Genomic DNA, 17,310 nt, shown 5'->3' with positions numbered 1-17,310 from the left:
GGGGCACCTCACGTTTGTCGCGTCCCGGCAGTACGGTGTCCCCCATGCGCCCCGACACGCCTGCCGAGAACGTCGACCACACCGCCGAAGCGGCACGCCTGGAGCGGACCGCCGGCCTGTACCCGGAGGACGCCGAGGCCCTCCTCCTGCGGGCGGCGGCCCACCTGGAACTGTCCGGCGACCGCCCCGCGGCGACGGCCCTCTACGACCGCCTGCTGTCCTCCGCCGAAGGCCTGGACAACGCCGCCCTGGTCCGCGCCCTGAAGGCGTCGAACCTCTGGGAGTACGGCCACGAGGCGGAGGCGAGGGCGATCATCGAGGGCATCCGCACGACGGCCCCGCGGGACCCCGCCCCCTGGGTGATCGTGGCCGAGGCCCTGGAGTCCCACGACGAGCTGGAGGCGGCGGCGGACACCTTCGGCGAGGCCGCCGACCTCCTGCTGGCCTCCGTGGAGCAGCCCCCTCCCGCCACCCACCCCGTCCTCTACGGCCGCCACCGCGTCCGCCGCATGCTGGGCCTGCCGCACGACGACCGGGACACCCTCGCCGACACCCTCCACACGTCCTCCATCCCCCTGGACGAACTCCACGACCCCAAACGCGTGTGGTCCCTGGGCTCGGACAACCCCGCCGAACTGCAAGCGGAGATCTCCCGCCTCCGCGCCGAACTGGGCGCCTACCGCGAGGCCCTCTCCCGCCCGTTCCCGGTGGCGGTCCTGCACTGGCCGGCCCCGGAGCTGTCGGAGCTGTTGTCGGCGTACCCCACCCTGTCCTCGGAGTACCCCTCCCACGCCGAGCACCTGGCGACCATAGAGTCCTCCCTCCGCGAACTCTCCGCCTCCGGCACCCCCAACCTCGGCATCGTCACGGCCACGGTCCCGTCGTACGAGGCGTTCGCGGCATCGGAGGGAGCCTCACCGGGCGACGCGACGCTGCTGCCGCAGTACGCGACGACGCTGGCCGCGCGGGGGCGGGCCGTGGCCTGGCCTCCGGGGGAGGGGGCGGGGTGTTGGTGTGGGGCCGGGTTGGGCTACGGCGAGTGCCACGGGGTGGACTAGCGGCCCAACCACCACTCCCGGTGGTAGCGGAGGTAGTCCCGGTGAACCTTGTGCCGTCGGTGCCGCTTGAGCTTCGGCCGAACGTCCATGCCGAAGGCCCCTGCCCGTACGACGATCGACCAGTCGTCCTCGATGACGATCGCGCCTATGTCTAGGCGGACGTGGCAGTTGGGGCAGAGGCACAGGACGTTCGGCTCGACGTCAGGGCCCCGGTGTGGCTTACCCAAAGGCCTGATGTGGGCGCCTTCGCTGTACGGCTCACCGTCCGGGCCGAGCAAGCGAAGGCCACACACTTGGCACTCTCCGGCATAGAGCCTTTTCACGTTCCGTATCACCGCGTCGTCTCGTACCAGACGCTGGACCCGGGCCGTCCGCGTCTCAGGGAACTTCTCCCCCTGAGCCGCTTCCTCTTCGGCCTCCGCCCCCTCCTCGGGCTCGTCCATGGTGCCTTCATCGTGTCCCCCTTCGTCGTCTGCCCTGCCCGCGGGCACTTCGGAGCGCCGTTCGAGCAAGTCGGCGATCTGATGCTCCAAAGAGGTCGGATCCTGGCGGTCTTCAGGGAGGCGCTTCAAGTCGAACTGGCAGATGTCGACTGGTGTGCCGTCGGGAGCGGGCGAGTGCGCGACGGCGGTGCGGATGTCCGTGACCAGGTACAGGCCGTCGTACCTGTAGCAGTCGATCGGGGAGTACCGCTTGTCACCCTTCCACCCACGGATGACCCGGACCGGATGGCCGCGTTCGTAACTCCGCTTCAGAGCGGCGTTGTCCGCGTAGTCCCAGGATTGACTGCGCCGGAGCCTTGGCACCCCCTTGACCTTGTACTTGTCCACGTCAGGTGAGGCGCCCGTATAGCGGATGCTGTCCCAGTCGTCGTGATCGTCCTCGTACCCTCCGTGCAGGACGATGGCATCCGCTATGTGGCTGCCGTCCTCATCCACGAGGGTGGAGATGCCCCTTACGGTGTCGCTGTGCAGGTTGTTGCGCTTCACCTGCACGCGGCGGTGAAACTCCGCACCCGGGGCAATGCCGTCGATGTGACCGATCTTTCGTTCTCCCACGACGCCATACTGAAACAAATCGATCACTTGTGTCACTCTCGATTCCCAATGTGACACAAGCGCAGGCTGTCAGTGGCCCCTGTTACAACTGGTCGCGTCGCAGAGGGACCAAGGGGGCGGGCGTGACGCAGTCAGACCAGACTCAGCCGGTGGCGGGTGTGTACGAAGAGCTTGTCACCCGTCGCTTGCAGGACCGCTTGCAGGAGCTGGACGCAGCCGGCTGGAAGGCCGTGCAGGCAGAGGTGAGCGAAGAGTCCACTCCACACGTGCTCGCCCGACACATCGGCGAAGAGATCCGCAACCAGTTGAGCCAACTTCCGCACGACAAGCAGGTTGAAGCAGCAAACGCGATCATGCGTGCGCTGGCGTCCCACACTGCTGGCCTCGAAGGCGGTGGGGTGGTCGGGGCCATCGCGGAGGGGCCTCGGCAGTTGCTGGCGCTGGCCAAGCAGGAAGCCCCAGGTGTCTTCGCCATCCGCCCCCTCACTCCACTATCGGAGACTGCGCTGATCACCAATGCTCCGGATGACCCCAGCCTTGGGGCGGAGCTAAGGGCAGAACTGGCCACGGCGGACCGCATCGATCTGCTCTGCGCATTTGTGAAGTGGTACGGCATACGGGTCCTGGAGGACGCTCTTCGGGCCGCGAAAGACCGGGGCGTGGAGATCCGGGTCATCACGACCACGTACATGGGTGCCACGGACCGCCACGCGCTTGACCGTCTCGTCCGTGACTTCGGGGCCACCGTCAAAATCAACTACGAAACCCGCTCCACCCGGCTGCATGCCAAGGCCTGGCTGTTCCGTCGCCGCACCGGTTTCGACACCGCCTACGTCGGCAGCTCGAACCTGTCCAAAGCCGCGCTGCTCGATGGCCTGGAGTGGAACGTGCGCCTGTCATCGGTCGCCACACCCGCTGTCCTGGACAAATTCGGGGCAACGTTCGACGCGTACTGGAACGACATCGCTTTCGAAACGTACGACCCGCACCTCCATGGCGAACGCTTGGATGGCGCACTCGCTCAGGCAAGCGGCACGGCTGCCACCACCGATCTGAAGATCAGCCTCTCGGGTCTGGAGGTACGTCCGTTTCCGCACCAGCGAGACATGCTCGAACGACTCAGTGTCGAGCGGGAATTGCGTGGACGGAACCGGAACCTGCTGGTTGCCGCCACTGGCACGGGAAAGACCGTGATGGCCGCGCTGGACTACCGCAACCTGTGCAAGAAGTCGACCAACGGACGACCCACCTTGTTGTTCGTGGCCCACCGCAAGGAAATTCTCAACCAATCCCTGCGCACCTACCGGGAAGTGCTGGACGACGCCTCATTCGGGGAACTGCTGCACGCGGGGCAGGTCCCACGGGAGGGGAACCACGTCTTCGCCAGCGTTCAGTCACTGAACATCCAGCGGCTGGAGCAGTTGGCTCCCGATCACTTCGACATCATTGTCATCGACGAGTTTCATCACGCCACCGCCACGACGTACCGCCGAGTTATCGATCACTTCAAGCCACAGCAACTGCTCGGCCTGACGGCGACCCCTGAGCGGATGGATGGGCGCAACGTCCAAGATGAGTTCTTCGAGGGACGCATCGCTGCCGAGATGCGCCTGTGGGAGGCACTGGAAAACGATTTGCTGTGCCCGTTCCACTACTTCGGTATCCCGGACGGTACAGACCTGAGGAACCTTGGCTGGCGGAAGGGCACGTACGCCGATCAAGACCTCGACAACGTCTACACAGGCAACGACGCCCGGGCCCGGATCGTGGTGAAACAGATCCGGGACAAGGTCTCGAACCCGGCTACGATGCGCGCGCTGGGCTTCTGCGTCAGCAAGAGGCATGCCCGCTTCATGGCGGACTTCTTCACCAGGGCTGGGTTCCAGGCCGTGGCGCTGGACAGCGATTCGCCCGCTGAGGTGCGCACTCAGGCACTGAAAGACCTGCGTGACGGCAAGCTACAGGTGATCTTCTCCGTCGACTTGTTCAACGAAGGACTCGACATCCCCGACGTCGACACCCTTCTCCTCCTCCGTCCGACCAACAGCGCGACGATCTTTCTTCAGCAGCTGGGACGGGGTTTGAGGCGTACGGAAAAGAAGCCGGTGCTCACCGTCCTCGACTTCATCGGACAGCACCGAGCGGAATTCCGCTTCGAGGAACAGTTCCGGGCCCTAACGAACTTGTCACGGAACCGGCTGGTTGAACACATTGAGCATGACTTTCCCCAACTGCCCTCTGGTTGCCAGATCCTCCTGGAAGGCAAGTCCAAGGACCTCATCCTCGACAACATCCGGAGCCAACTGGGCGCCACCATCCGCACTTTGGTGAGCGAGGTCAAGGCCTACAGCACGCCGCGCCTCGCGGACTACCTCCGCGAGAGCCGACGGGAGATCAAGGAGCTGTACAAGAATGACAACTCCTGGACAACCATTCTCCGCCGAGCCGGACTGATCCAGGATGCCGCACCGGCGGGCGAAGCAGCACTACTCAAGAGAGCTCATGCCTTTCTCCACGTGGATGATCCCGAGCGCGCCCAGGCCTACCTCCATCTCCTGGAAGACGACGCCCCGCCGTACGGGGAGCTAGGGCCCACCGCCCAGGTGTACGCACGCATGTTGTTCTTCAACATCTGGGACAACGCCGGCGGTTTCACCAGCTTCGAGGAAGGCCTGCAGTCGTTGCGCTCCCAGCGCCCCTTCCGTGACGAGCTACGGCAGATGCTGTCGTACGTCATCGAACAGGCGGACCACTTCCCCATCTCGCTGTCGGGCCGCCTCAGCGACGTACCGTTGAAGGTGCACTGCGCGTACAACCGCTCCGAGATCCTCGCCGCACTGGGCGTGGCACGCTTCGGCGGTCAAATGCCACGGTCGTTCGCGCAAGGAGTGCAGTGGGTGGAAGAGCTCCAGACGGATGCCCTGCTCATTACCTTGGAGAAGAATGAGAAGGATTTCTCACCAACGGTCCGGTACAAGGACTACGCGCTGAGCCCAACGCTCTTCCACTGGGAGTCCCAGAACTCGACAGCCGCTGACTCCGGCACTGGCAGGCGATACCAGGAGCACGTGCGGCGAGACAGCGAAGTCCTGTTGTTCATGCGCCGCTACAAGAACACCGACATCGGCAAGCCACAACCGTGGATGCTTCTCGGCCCTGCGACGTATGAGACGCACACGGGTAGCAAGCCCATGTCCATCACGTGGCGCCTCAAGCACGAGCTGCCGGCCGACGCATGGACGTACTCGGCCATCACCGCGAGTTGACCGCTTACAAGCCAGGGATGCCGTAGGCCGCAAAGGTGCCACACAAAAGGCAAGGTCACCTTTGGCGGGCGCCGCCCGACGACCGCGGCGCCCACCACCTGCTAAGCCGTCGCCGCCAGTTCCGCCCGCCCGAACAGCAGCGCGTACCCCGGGGGGAGTTGGGTCAGGACGCGGGTCGTCAGCGTTTCGCCGATGTGGGTCGACAGGACGCTGAGGACCGAGCTGACGTCCCAGCGGGCCGTCGCCGGGGTCGAGCCCTCTATGCGGGTGGCCACCGATTCGACGAACTCGCGGGCCGTCAGGGGGTGGGTCGCGGGGATCTGGGAGGCGATCACGCTGCCCGCCTCGCGGGGGAGCGCCTGGGCCAGGGCCACGCGTTCTTCGCCGGTGACATGGCCGCCGAGCGCCGAGAGGACGATGCGAGTGACGCGTTCCGCCTCCGCCCTCGTCGGGTACTGGCCCGCGTCACGCACCGCCTCGATCAGCGCCAGCCAGTCGGCGTTCTCCGCCTCGCCCTTGGCGCGCGGGCGCGGGGACGGGGTGGGGATGGTGGTTCTGGGCTGCGGGGTCGTCACGGTCATCGTGGTGGCTCCTCCTCCGGGACACTTCGGGGCACCGGAAGCCCGGTTACCCCGTAACGCGGCGGGCATGAGCGGAACTTCGGCCAAGGTGCGGCCGGTGGGGTCGTGCGGTCGGGTGGGGACGTCGGGGGTGGGCCTGCCGTGGGGGCCCGCGTGGCCCGTGTGAGTGGTGTGGGCCAGTACGCCGGTGGGTCCGGGGGCAGGCCGCCGCGTCCCGTGGCCCGCTCCGGCCGCGGGACGCGTGCGTGTGGACGCGTGGTGCGTGTGGATGCGTGGTGCGTGTGGATGCGTGGTGCGTGTGGATCAGTGGGGCCGGCCGTGGTCGGCCCCTGTCAGGGACTGGGACTGTCGGTTCAGCCGCCGATCTGCTTGCGGCCGTCGCCACCGCCGCTGATCTGGATCCTGCGCGGCTTGGCCTGTTCGGCCACCGGAATGCGCAGGGTCAGGACGCCGGCGTCGTACGAGGCGTCGATGCGCTCCGTGTCCAGGGTCTCGCCCAGGAACAGCTGGCGGGTGAAGGTGCCTGTGGGGCGTTCGGCGACCAGCATCTCCGCGCCCTCGGGGGCGGGGTTGCTGCGCTCGGCCCGGACGTTGAGGACGTTGCGCTCGACGTCGAGTTCGATCGACTCGGGGTCGATACCGGGAAGGTCGAAGTGGACCAGGAACTCGTCCCCCGAGCGGTAGGCGTCCATCGGCATCGCGGCCGGGCGGGCGGTCGCGCCGAAGACCTGCTGCGTGAGCCGGTCGAGATCGCGGAACGGGTCCGTACGCATGAGCATCACAGGTCACTCCTCTCCTCAGGGACTGGGATGCGATGCCCTACGGCTATTTATATAACTCTGCGCGGGAAAGTTGACAAGCCTCGGCTCAGGCTGACGGCCCAGTCCCGCCCGCGCGTTAGCCTCGGTGCGGATACGAGGAGGCACACATGGCCAAGGTTCCCAGCGCGGTCGTAGCCGCCACCGGACTCGTCGGCGGTTACGGCGTCGCCCGTTGGACCAAGAAGCGGCAGTTGGGCGGGGTCGTCCTGGCGGCGGCCGGGGTCGCCGCCGCGCGGCAGTGGCGGACGCAGGCCGGCGGGAAGGCCGCGGGCGCGCTGAGCGCCGCGTACGTCGCCGCGTTCGCCGGGTCCCACCCGCTCGCCAAGAAGGTCGGCGCCTGGCCGTCCGTCCTCGGTGTCGCCGGTGCCGTCGCCCTCGCCTCCTGGGCCGTCGCCGACCGCCGGGACACCTGAGGACCCGCCTCTACGACCCACCCGCCCTGAACGACCTCCGGTACGCCTGCGGACTCGTCCCCACCACCCTGCGGAACCGTTCCCGGAAGGCCGTCGGTGAGCCGAAGCCCGTCTGGACGGCGATCCGTTCCACCGGGTGCGCCGTGGTCTCCAGCAGGTGCTGCGCCCGCCGCACCCGCGCCCGGTGCAGCCACTGCAGCGGTGTGGTGCCCGTCTGTTCCCGGAAACGGCGGTTGAGGGTGCGGGTGCTCATGCCGGCCTCCGCCGCGATCCCGGCCAGCGTCAGATCGCGGTCGCAGTGGTCCTCCAGCCAGCTCAGGAGGGGCTCCAGCGTGGTACCCGCGGGGGCCGGGGGGAGGTCGTGGACGATGAACTGGGACTGGCCGCCCTCCCGCTCCAGCGGCATCACGGACATGCGGGCCGCGTGCGCGGCCACCGCCGAGCCGAAGTCCTTGCGGATCATGTGCAGGCACATGTCCAGGGCGGCCGCGGCGCCCGCCGACGTCAGGAACTGGCCGTTGTCGACGTACAGGACGTTCGGGTCCACCGTCACCGCCGGATGACGCCGGGCCAGATCCGGGGCCGCGATCCAGTGCGTCGTCGCGCGCAGGCCGTCCAGCAGCCCCGTCGCCGCGAAGAGGAACGCGCCCACGCAGATCGACGCGATACGCGTGCCGTTCGCCGCCGCCGCGCGCAGCGCCTCGCCGACCCCGGGCGGCAGGGTCTCCGGCGGGTCCGCGACCCCGGGCAGGATGATCGTGTCGGCCTCCGCGAGCGCCTGGAGGCCGTACGGCGCCCGGACCGTGAACGCACCCGCGCTCACCTCCTCCCGCACCGAGCAGACCCGGATCCGGTACGGCTCCCGGCCGTCCGGCAGCCGAGCCCAGCCGAAGGTGTCGACGGGGGCGGAGAGGTCGAACGGGATGACGCCGTCCAGCGCCAGTACGGCCACGGTGTGCATGGCGAGAGGGTAGGGGGGCGGCGGAGTCTCGCCAAACGTGGGCTCCGGCTCCCCGTGGGGGCCTTCTCTCCGGCCCGGGTGCGCATCAGGCGAGCAGGCGCCCACGCATCTAGGCGCCCAGGCGGGCAGGTGCCCTGGCGAGCACCCGTCCCCGCGGGCATGCGCCCAGGCGCGCAGGCGTCCTGGCGGGAATCCGTTGGAGCCTGGCACTCCTGCCACTCCTCCGCGGTCTCCGCCGCTCCTACCGTCCCTCTGTGACCAAGTTCCTTCTCGCCGTCCACGTCATCGCCGCGATCCTCGCCATCGGACCCGTCGCCGTCGCCGCCAGCATGTTCCCGCCCGCCGCCCGTCGCGTCCTGGCCGCCGGAGCCGGCGTAGGGGTCCGCGTCGGCGGTACCTCCGGTGTCGGCGCGGGGTCCGGTGAGCCCGGCGCCGGCGACGGCCCCGGTGGCCCGGGCACCGACGGCACGCTCCACCTGCTGCACCGGATCTGCCGCGTCTACGCCGTCGTAGGCGTCGTCGTCCCCGTCTTCGGGTTCGCCACCGCCAGTGAGATGGGCGTGCTCGGCAGTGCCTGGCTGATCGTGTCGATCGCCCTCACCGCACTCGCCGCGCTCGTCCTCGTCGCGCTGGTGCTGCCGGCCCAGGCCGCCCTCCTCGAAGGCAGGCCCACACCGACCGCGCGGCTCGCCATGGTCACCGGGCTGTTCAACCTGCTCTGGGCCACCGTGACCGTCCTGATGATCGTCCGGCCCGGCTCGACCACCGGCGCCTGAGACCACCCGCCGGGCCGCACCAGGCGAAGGACACGGCCCGCCGCCACCCGCCGACGCCTCGCACCACACGGAACCCACGGCCCGCCGCCACCCGCCGACGCCTCGCACCGGGCGCGGGGAGCGCACCGCCCCGCCGCCGCCACCCGCCGCGAGGCCTCTCCTGCGAGGCCCTCCCCCGCGAACCCCGCCCCTACGGCCTGCTCGCCGCCGGCGGTGCCGCCGGGCCACCGCCCCGGGTGCCGGGGCGGGTGTTGCGCGCCGCCGCCTTCGCCCGGCCGGCCACCGCCGTCAGCGGGCGGGCGACGTCCTCCAGGGAGCGGCGTTCGGCCCGTACCGCCAGGGCCGCCGCGACCAGACCGGCGACGCACATCAGCGCCGCGCCGATGCAGAAGGCCAGGACCGTGTCGCCGACCCGGCCCGTACCGGTGAGGTCGGCGAACAGCAGGGGTCCGCTGATACCGCCGGCCGCCGTGCCGAGGGCGTAGAAGAAGGCGATCGACATCGCCCGCGTCTCCATCGGGAAGATCTCCGACACCGTCAGGTAGGCGCTGGAGGCACCCGCCGACGCGAAGAACAGCACCGCGCACCAGCACGCCGTCAGTGTGCCCGCGCTCAGCGAACCCCGGTCGAACAGCCACGCCGTGCCGAACAGCAGCAGGCCGGAGAGCAGGTACGTCGAGGAGATCATCACGCGGCGGCCGACCGTGTCGAACAGCTTGCCCAGCAGCAGCGGACCGCAGAAGTTGCCGACCGCGATCACCGCGAAGTAGTACCCGGTGCGGTCGGCGGGCACGTCGAAGAACTTGGTCAGGATGGCACCGAAACCGAAGGTGATCGCGTTGTACAGGAACGCCTGGCCGATGAAGAGGGAGAAGCCGAGCACCGCCCGCTTGCGGTACTGGCCGAAGACCGTCCGCGCGATCTCCAGGAAGGTGACGTTCTTGCGCTGGCGGATCTCCAGCTCGCCCTCCGGCTCCGGGAGCCGCTCGCCCCGCTCCTCCTCGATGCGGCGCTCGATGCCGGTGACGATCTCCTCGGCCTCGCGGTCCCTGCCGTGGATCAGCAGCCACCGCGGGCTCTCCGGGACGTGCCGTCGTACCAGCAGGATCACCAGGGCGAGGACCGTGCCGAGCGCGAACGTGAGGCGCCAGCCGACGTTCGCCGCCAGCACGTCGGTGTCGAGCGCGACGATCGACAGCAGCGAACCGCCCACCGCGCCCAGCCAGAAGCTGCCGTTGATGACCAGGTCGACCCGGCCGCGGTAGTCGGCCGGGATCAGCTCGTCGATCGCGGAGTTGATCGCCGCGTACTCACCACCGATACCGAAACCCGTCAGGAAGCGGAACAGGAAGAACCACCAGGCCTCCCAGGACACCGCCGTCAGCGCCGTCGCCGCGAGGTACACCGCCAGCGTGATCATGAACAGGTTCTTCCGGCCGAACCGGTCGGTCAGCCGCCCCCAGAACAGCGCGCCCAGACAGGCACCCGCCACGTACAGGGCGGCGGCGATGCCGGTGACCTGCCCCGACGAGATGGACAGACCGCTGCCGGGCTCCGACAGCCGGCTGGCGATGTTGCCGACGACCGTGACCTCCAGGCCGTCGAGGATCCACACGGTCCCCAGCCCGATCACGATCGTCCAGTGCCAGCGGGACCACGGCAGACGGTCGAGTCGGGCGGGGATGTTCGTGGTGATGGTCCGGCCCGTCTCCGGCGACGGCGCTTCGGCTGCTGCGCTCATGGGGCTCCCTCCACGTCGAGGCGGGATAACGGGTGCCCTGAGCACACCGGGCGCACACCGAACAGTCCGGTCAGGCCCCCAGCCCCCGCGACACCGCGTAGATCACCAGACCCGCCAGCGACCCCACCACCGTGCCGTTGATACGGATGAACTGCAGGTCACGGCCGATGTGCGCCTCGATCTTCCGAGTGGTGTGCTCGGCGTCCCAGCCCGCCACGGTGTCCGTGATCAACGAGGTGATCTCCGCCCGGTACGTCGTCACGACGTGCACCGCCGCGCCCTCCACCCAGCTGTCGACCTTGTCCTGCACCTTCGGCTCGGTCGCCATCCGCGACCCCAGGGACAGCAGCGCGGCCCGCACCCGCTGCCGCAACTCGCTGCGCTCGTCCTCGGCCGCCGCCACGATCATCGACCGTACGGCCGTCCACACGGACGCGATCAGGTCCTGCACCTCCCCACGCCCCAGCACCTCGTCCTTGAGCCGCTCCACCCGCGCCCGGGTGTCCGTGTCGGACTGCAGGTCCGAGGCGAAATCGGTGAGGAAACGGTCCAGCGCGCCGCGCGCCGGATGCGTCGGCATGTCCCGCATCTCGGTCACGAACCGCAGCAACTCCTTGTAGACCCGCTCGCCGACCTTCCGGTCCACGAACCGCGGCGTCCACCCCGGCGCCCCGCCCTCCACGGCCACCATCACGTCGTCCCGGTGCAGCACCAGCCAGTCGTGCGCCCGCGACACCACCAGGTCCACCACCCGCCGGTGCCCGCCGTCGGCGACGATCCTCTCCAGCGTCTTGCCGATGCCCGGCGCGATCTCCTGCGCACCGACCCGCCGGTTGATCGCCTCACCGACCACCGCCTGCACATCGGAGTCCCGCAGCACGGTCAGGGCACCGCGCAGCGCCGTCGCCAGCTCCGCCGTCACCCGGTCCGCGTGCGCGGGCTCCGCCAGCCAGGCACCGAGCCGACTGCCGATGCCGACCGCGCGCAGCCGCTGCCGCACGACGTCCTCGGAGAGGAAGTTCTCCCCCACGAACTCGCCGAGCGAGACGCCAAGCTGGTCCTTCTTCGTCGGAATGATCGCGGTGTGCGGGATGGGCAGCCCCAGCGGGTGCCGGAAGAGGGCCGTGACCGCGAACCAGTCCGCGAGCGCGCCGACCATGCCGGCCTCCGCCGCCGCCGCCACATAGTCCGCCCACGGCCCCGCACCCGCGCCGCCGGCCGTCTTCGCCAAGGCGTAGACCACCGCGACGAACAGCAGCAGACCCGTCGCCGTGAGCTTCATCCGCCGCACCCCGCGCCGGCGCTCCTCGTCGGCCGGAGTGAACGCCGTCATCGTCTTGTACGACGCCACCCGCTCCGGCGTTCCCGTCTCGGTAGGTTCCATCAGCTCCACCCGTTCGGTGATCCCGCACACAATTGTCCCTTCCTGACCGACTCCCGGAACGAAACGGGAGTTCCCGGCGTCTGTCTGAAGGGCGGCAGTGGCAGGGTCCTGTCAGGCCTCCCCGGCCCATGACGCATCATGGGAACAACAAGATCGGAGCCCCAGGCTCCCATCTCCCGAGGAGAACAACACAAGAGTGGCCAAGCGTCATGGTTATGCGGTGCTCGGAGCGCTGATCGCCCTGGTCATCGCGGTGTCCGCCGGCATATACGTCACCGTTGCCGCCGACGACGGCACCCCCCGCAGCACCCTCGCCGCGGGCAGCGCGCACCGCGACTCCCACGCCGCCCCCGCCTCCACCGGCACCTGGGTCGGCGCCTGGGCCACCGCCCCCGTCGGCGGCGAACCCGGCACCGAGTCGACGGGCCTCGCGGGCCACTCGGTCCGCAACGTGGTGCACACCAGCGCCGGCGGTACGGGTGCCCGCATCACGCTGTCCAATCTCTACGGCCAGTCGGCCCTCACCATCACCCACGCCTCCCTCGCCCTCGCCACTGGCGACGGCACCGCGGCGGCCGACGCGGAAACGATGCGGCGCCTCACCTTCGGCGGCAGCACCGGCATCGTCATACCCGCCGGCGGACAGGCCGTCAGCGACGCCGTACGCGTCACCGTCCCGCACGACGCCGACGTCCTGGTCACCACCTACTCCCCGACCCCCTCCGGACCGGTCACCTACCACCCCCACGCCCGGCAGGTCTCGTACGTCGCCGACGGCGACCGCACCGAGGACGCGACCGGCACCCCCTACACCGGACAGACCCCCTACTGGCGCTACCTGACCGCCCTGGACGTGCTCAGCAACGAGGCCGCCGGCACCGTCGTCGCCTTCGGCGACTCCATAACCGACGGCATCACCTCCACCACCGGCACCAACCGCCGCTGGCCCGACGTCCTCTCCGGCCGGCTCCGCGGAGCACTGGAGGAAGGACGGCAACTGCCGCGCTACAGCGTCGTCAACGAGGGCATCAGCGGCAACCAGGTCCTCGCCGACGGCCTCGGCCGGCCCGCCGAGAACCAGAGCGGCCTCGACCGCTTCGGCCGGGACGCACTCTCCCGCACCGGCGTCAAGGTCGTCGTCATCGACCTCGGCGTCAACGACATCCTGCGCAACCGCAGGCTCGCCGACCCCGACCGCATCGTCACCGGCCTGCGCACCCTGGTCCGCCAGGCCCACGCCCGCGGCCTGAAGGTCGTCGGCGCCACCCTGATGCCCTTCCAGGGCCACCGCGGCTACACCCCCGCCCGGGAAGCCGTACGCCTGCAGGTCAACGCCCAGATCCGGGCCGGCGGCGTCTACGACGCGGTCGTCGACTTCGACAAGGCCCTCCGGGACCCGTACGACCCACGCCGACTGCGCCCCGAGTACGACTCCGGGGACCACCTGCACCCCAGCGACCTGGGCTACCGCACCATGGCCGACGTCTTCGACCTCCGCACCCTGAAGGGCGCGGGCCAGGCCGAGCTGTAGCCGGGGCGGGCACCGCGGGAACCCGAGCGGGGCGGGGCACGGCGGGAACCGGGCGGCGAGGAATACTGGCGGACATGACCCGCTTGATCCTCGCCACCCGCAACGCCGGAAAGATCACCGAGCTGAGGGCCATCCTGGCCGAAGCCGGACTCCCCCACGAACTCGTCGGCGCGGACGCCTTCCCGGACGTCCCCGACGTCAAGGAAACCGGCGTCACCTTCGCCGAGAACGCCCTCCTCAAGGCCCACGCCCTCGCCCAGGCCACCGGCCTGCCCGCGGTCGCCGACGACTCCGGCCTCTGCGTGGACGTCCTCAACGGCGCCCCCGGCATCTTCTCCGCCCGCTGGGCCGGCCGGCACGGCGACGACCGGGCCAACCTGGAACTGCTCCTGGCGCAGGTCTCCGACATCGCCGAGGAACACCGCGGCGCCCACTTCGCCTGCGCGGCGGCGCTCGCCCTGCCGGACGGCACGGAACGGGTGGTCGAGGGACAGCTGAGGGGGATCCTGCGGCACGCCCCCGCCGGCACGAACGGCTTCGGCTACGACCCCATCCTCCAGCCGGAGGGCGAGACGCGGACCTGCGCCGAGCTGAGCCCGGAGGAGAAGAACGCGATCAGCCATCGGGGGAAGGCGTTCCGGGCGCTGGTGCCGGTGGTGCGGGAGTTGCTGGGCTGACTTCACGGAGGGGCCCCGCACCTTCAGATCGAAGGTGCGTAGGCCCCTTACCCTGTGGGCCCGGTGGGACTCGAACCCACGACACACCGGACCTAAACCGGCGCCCTCTTGGCCAGCTGGGGTACGGGCCCTCAGCGGTGCACTACTCTACTGGGCGCTGCGCGCGTCTCGCCGACCGCCTCTGCACCAGGTACTCGTGATCGCGTGGCAGTTGGGGCACAGCAGGCGCAAGTTCTCCCGTCTGTTGTCGCGCCAGTCCCCGTTGATGTGGTCGATCTCCAGCGTCATCGGCTTGCCACGCCACTCCGGGCCGATCCCGCACCTGGCGCATTGCTCGGCAACGCCTACTTCCCGGAGTGCGCGCCGGAGGCGTGTGGTCGCGATCCGGTGTCCGCCGTCATGCCGCACCAGGACAGCCTCCGGCCGCTTGGCATTCGTACCCGGCTTCCCTCGTTGATGTGCCTGGCCGAGGAAGTGGGTGGTATCGAGGCTGTCCTCTGCCACCCACTGCTGGAACAGCGTGCGTAGTTGGCCAGTGCATGGCATACCCAGGACGCGGAGAGCACCCGCGACGGAGGTTGCCTTCTCGACCGCACGCTGCAGTTCTTCGGCGGCCGGCTTCGGCGGCGCTCCACCAGCCCGCCGCCGACGTGGGAAGTGTGAGATGTCAACACCGTAGTGTTCGAAGCGCTTATAGAGATGCCGCCGCAGGTTGCGATAAGGACGTACGCCTAGAAAGGCGATGACCTCGTCAATGTCGGCGCACTGCGCGGCTGCCTGGACCAACCGCTCGCGCGTGTACTGCACTCCGCTGCTCATACGGCACCTGCTCGGGGACGGCCCTTGCCACGCCCTCGGTAGGTGTCGGTGGTCGAGTGGCAGTTGGGGCAGAGGAGTCGCAGGTTCTCGACGCGGTTGTTCCGCCAGTTGCCGTCGACGTGGTCGACCTCCAGTGGGAGTCGTTCGCCGAGCCAGCTCGGCTCGGTACCGCACAGGACGCAGCGCTCCTCCACGCCCAGCTCGATCATCGCCCGCTTGAGCCGCTGACTCGGAATGCGCGGAGCATGTACCGAGGTGTCCTCGACAAGGATCTCCTCGGGAGTTCGGCGGCGCCGGTTGTCCCGCATCCGCTCGGTTCGGACCACAGACGTGAAGTGCGAGGTGGCGATCCCGTACGCCCTGATCCTCCGGCTGATGTGCGCGTGATGGCCGCCGACGACCTCCAGGCCGAGACGGCGCAGCACCTCGCTCATGTTCGTGGAGGCGGCCACGGCCCGCTCGAGGACCTCCCTGGTCCACTTCACCCCCTCCCGTTCGAAGTGCGAGACGCCCACCCCGAGCTTCTTCATCCGTCCGAGCACGTAGCGCCGTGCCGGGCTCCTCGGATCCACCCCCAGTGCCTCCAGGGCCTCCGACAGCGTCCGTGCCCCGCGGGCCGCCGTCTCCAGCCGTTCCTTGGTGTATGTGCCGGCCCCCATCGAGCCCCCTCCGTTCCGGGCGGGTGTTCGCCACCCGTACGGAGTAACGAACCGGTTGTCGGACAGTCACGCCCGGAATGACGGGAACGGGGAACGGCCCGCGCCGGGGCTTCCGGTGCGGGCCGTTTGGTGGGGCGGGGGGTCAGACGCCCAGGTCCTTGAGGATCTTGGCGACGTGGCCGGTGGCCTTGACGTTGTACAGGGCGCGTTCGACCTTGCCGTCCTCGTCCACGACCACCGTGGAGCGGATGACGCCGACGACCGTCTTGCCGTACAGCTTCTTCTCTCCGAAGGCGCCGTACGCCTCCAGGACCCGCTTGTCGGGGTCGGCCAGCAGGGTGACCTTCAGGGACTCCTTCTCGCGGAACTTCGCGAGCTTCTCCGGCTTGTCGGGGGAGATGCCGATGACGTCGTAGCCGGCGGCGGCCAGGACCTCCAGGTTGTCGGTGAAGTCGCAGGCCTGCTTGGTGCAGCCTGGAGTCAGGGCGGCGGGGTAGAAGTAGACGATGACCTTGCGGCCCTTGTGGTCCGACAGGGACACCTCGTTGCCGTCGGCGTCGGGGAGGGTGAAGGCGGGGGCCACGTCCCCGGGCTGGAGTCGCTCGCTCATCGGACTAGCGTAACCGGGGGGCCTTGCGGTGCGGTGGGGCCGTGAGCTGACAGACTGTTCGAGAACAGCATCAACCAGCATCAGCAGACTTCGGCAGACTTCGGAGGCCGTACGGTGGCGGACACGTCGGACACCAGAACCCCGGCGCAGATCGAGGCGGACATCAGGCGCCGCCGTGAAGTGCTGGCCGAGACGCTCGACGAGATCGGGGTGCGTGTGCATCCCAAGACCATCGTCGGGGATGCCAAGGCCAAGGCCGTCGCCCATGTCGATCACACGGTCGGACGGGCGTACGTGCAGGTCAACCGGGTCGTCAGCGACGTCCGGGCGCGATTCGTGGACGACGAGGGGGCGCCGCGCCTTGAGCGGGTCGTGCCGGTCGCCCTGGTCGTCGTCGGGGTCGTGGGGCTGCTGGCCCTTGGGGCCCGGCGGCGCCGGGACTGACGGGGGCGGGTAGGTTCGAGGCGTGAGCGCCAACAGAAACGAGCACAGCACTCCCCACCACGACAAGCTCCCCATCCGGATGCTGCACGACCGGGTTCTCGTGCGGCAGGAGACGGGTGAGGGCGAGCGGCGGTCGGGGGGCGGCATTCTGATTCCCGCCACCGCGGCGGTCGGGCGGCGGCTGGCCTGGGCCGAGGTCGTCGCCGTCGGTCAGAACGTCCGGACGGTGGAGCCCGGCGACCGCGTCCTGTTCGACCCGGAGGACCGGGCGGAGGTCGAGGTGCGGGGTGTGGCGTACGTGCTGATGCGCGAGCGTGACCTGCACGCCGTCGCCGCCGACCGGTTCGAGGGGTCGGAGGACTCCACGGGGCTGTACCTGTAGGAGGCATGCCGAGGGGGGGGGGGGGGGGGGGGGGCCCACCCCCCCCCCCCCCCCCCCTTTTTTTTTTTTTGGGGGAACGAACAAAAACAACCACCCCAAACCAAAAAAAAAAAAAAAAAAACACAAAAA

At 69.4% G+C, this 17,310-nt stretch carries 17 protein-coding genes and 1 tRNA gene; 8 read left to right on the top strand and 10 right to left on the bottom strand.

Annotated elements, in window-relative coordinates:
• Positions 1-44 precede the first annotated feature (44 nt).
• The gene (locus tag ACZ4VF_RS29790; RefSeq protein ID WP_467929833.1) at positions 45-1,058 is read left to right on the top strand and encodes an SEC-C domain-containing protein; all 1,014 of its coding nucleotides are present in this window, start codon (positions 45-47) and stop codon (positions 1,056-1,058) included.
• Here the strand turns inward: ACZ4VF_RS29790 and ACZ4VF_RS29785 are convergent.
• Positions 1,055-2,116 (bottom strand): YDG/SRA domain-containing protein, encoded by a 1,062-nt coding sequence (locus tag ACZ4VF_RS29785; protein ID WP_467929832.1) that lies wholly within the window; start codon positions 2,114-2,116, stop codon positions 1,055-1,057. The two genes, ACZ4VF_RS29790 and ACZ4VF_RS29785, sit on opposite strands and share 4 nt — an antisense overlap.
• A gap of 122 nt (positions 2,117-2,238) precedes the next feature.
• On the opposite strand from ACZ4VF_RS29785, the gene ACZ4VF_RS29780 reads away from it, so the two are divergent.
• Positions 2,239-5,382: a DEAD/DEAH box helicase gene (locus ACZ4VF_RS29780; RefSeq protein ID WP_467929831.1), complete on the top strand. Its 3,144-nt coding sequence runs from the start codon at positions 2,239-2,241 to the stop codon at positions 5,380-5,382.
• Between the two features lie 101 nt (positions 5,383-5,483).
• Here ACZ4VF_RS29780 and ACZ4VF_RS29775 read toward each other — a convergent pair whose 3' ends face one another.
• Together ACZ4VF_RS29775 and ACZ4VF_RS29770 are read right to left on the bottom strand one after the other, a co-directional pair.
• On the bottom strand, positions 5,484-5,963 hold the full coding sequence (locus ACZ4VF_RS29775; protein WP_467929830.1) for a DUF2267 domain-containing protein: 480 nt from the start codon (positions 5,961-5,963) through the stop codon (positions 5,484-5,486).
• A gap of 353 nt (positions 5,964-6,316) precedes the next feature.
• Positions 6,317-6,742, bottom strand: a complete 426-nt coding sequence (locus ACZ4VF_RS29770; protein ID WP_467929828.1) for an Hsp20/alpha crystallin family protein — start codon at positions 6,740-6,742, stop codon at positions 6,317-6,319.
• A 149-nt stretch (positions 6,743-6,891) separates the two neighbouring features.
• On the opposite strand from ACZ4VF_RS29770, the gene ACZ4VF_RS29765 reads away from it, so the two are divergent.
• Positions 6,892-7,197, top strand: coding sequence for a hypothetical protein (locus ACZ4VF_RS29765; protein WP_467929827.1), 306 nt, complete (start codon positions 6,892-6,894; stop codon positions 7,195-7,197).
• Positions 7,198-7,207: 10 nt separating this feature from the next.
• Here the strand turns inward: ACZ4VF_RS29765 and ACZ4VF_RS29760 are convergent, their stop codons facing one another.
• Positions 7,208-8,158, bottom strand: a complete 951-nt coding sequence (locus ACZ4VF_RS29760; protein WP_467929826.1) for a GlxA family transcriptional regulator — start codon at positions 8,156-8,158, stop codon at positions 7,208-7,210.
• A gap of 254 nt (positions 8,159-8,412) precedes the next feature.
• Here ACZ4VF_RS29760 and ACZ4VF_RS29755 point away from each other — a divergent pair, with 254 nt between their 5' ends.
• On the top strand, positions 8,413-8,934 hold the full coding sequence (locus tag ACZ4VF_RS29755; protein WP_467929825.1) for a hypothetical protein: 522 nt from the start codon (positions 8,413-8,415) through the stop codon (positions 8,932-8,934).
• A gap of 190 nt (positions 8,935-9,124) precedes the next feature.
• On the opposite strand, the gene ACZ4VF_RS29750 is transcribed toward ACZ4VF_RS29755, so the two are convergent.
• Positions 9,125-10,675, bottom strand: coding sequence for an MFS transporter (locus ACZ4VF_RS29750; RefSeq protein WP_467929823.1), 1,551 nt, complete (start codon positions 10,673-10,675; stop codon positions 9,125-9,127).
• Between the two features lie 70 nt (positions 10,676-10,745).
• On the bottom strand, positions 10,746-12,059 hold the full coding sequence (locus tag ACZ4VF_RS29745; RefSeq protein ID WP_467929821.1) for a DUF445 domain-containing protein: 1,314 nt from the start codon (positions 12,057-12,059) through the stop codon (positions 10,746-10,748).
• A gap of 196 nt (positions 12,060-12,255) precedes the next feature.
• Here ACZ4VF_RS29745 and ACZ4VF_RS29740 point away from each other — a divergent pair, with 196 nt between their 5' ends.
• Both ACZ4VF_RS29740 and rdgB read left to right on the top strand, forming a co-directional pair.
• Positions 12,256-13,590 (top strand): SGNH/GDSL hydrolase family protein, encoded by a 1,335-nt coding sequence (locus tag ACZ4VF_RS29740; RefSeq protein WP_467929820.1) that lies wholly within the window; start codon positions 12,256-12,258, stop codon positions 13,588-13,590.
• Between the two features lie 74 nt (positions 13,591-13,664).
• Positions 13,665-14,267 (top strand): RdgB/HAM1 family non-canonical purine NTP pyrophosphatase, encoded by a 603-nt coding sequence (gene rdgB, locus ACZ4VF_RS29735; protein WP_467929819.1) that lies wholly within the window; start codon positions 13,665-13,667, stop codon positions 14,265-14,267.
• A 55-nt stretch (positions 14,268-14,322) separates the two neighbouring features.
• Here rdgB and ACZ4VF_RS29730 read toward each other — a convergent pair.
• From ACZ4VF_RS29730 to bcp, 4 genes are all read right to left on the bottom strand, one after another.
• A tRNA-Leu gene (locus ACZ4VF_RS29730) sits at positions 14,323-14,398 on the bottom strand.
• A gap of 16 nt (positions 14,399-14,414) precedes the next feature.
• Positions 14,415-15,086: an HNH endonuclease signature motif containing protein gene (locus tag ACZ4VF_RS29725; protein WP_467929817.1), complete on the bottom strand. Its 672-nt coding sequence runs from the start codon at positions 15,084-15,086 to the stop codon at positions 14,415-14,417.
• On the bottom strand, positions 15,083-15,745 hold the full coding sequence (locus tag ACZ4VF_RS29720; protein WP_467929816.1) for an HNH endonuclease signature motif containing protein: 663 nt from the start codon (positions 15,743-15,745) through the stop codon (positions 15,083-15,085). The genes ACZ4VF_RS29725 and ACZ4VF_RS29720 overlap by 4 nt, the downstream gene beginning before the upstream one ends.
• A gap of 142 nt (positions 15,746-15,887) precedes the next feature.
• Positions 15,888-16,355, bottom strand: a complete 468-nt coding sequence (gene bcp / locus ACZ4VF_RS29715) for a thioredoxin-dependent thiol peroxidase (RefSeq protein WP_467929815.1) — start codon at positions 16,353-16,355, stop codon at positions 15,888-15,890.
• 114 nt (positions 16,356-16,469) lie between these two features.
• Here bcp and ACZ4VF_RS29710 point away from each other — a divergent pair, with 114 nt between their 5' ends.
• On the top strand, positions 16,470-16,799 hold the full coding sequence (locus ACZ4VF_RS29710; RefSeq protein WP_467929813.1) for a DUF3618 domain-containing protein: 330 nt from the start codon (positions 16,470-16,472) through the stop codon (positions 16,797-16,799).
• 22 nt (positions 16,800-16,821) lie between these two features.
• Positions 16,822-17,181, top strand: a complete 360-nt coding sequence (locus ACZ4VF_RS29705; RefSeq protein WP_014672972.1) for a GroES family chaperonin — start codon at positions 16,822-16,824, stop codon at positions 17,179-17,181.
• Positions 17,182-17,310 lie beyond the last annotated feature (129 nt).

The sequence above is a fragment of the Streptomyces sp. NPDC029151 genome, from assembly GCF_055564315.1.
This window is presented reverse-complemented; position numbering and strand designations above follow the sequence as displayed.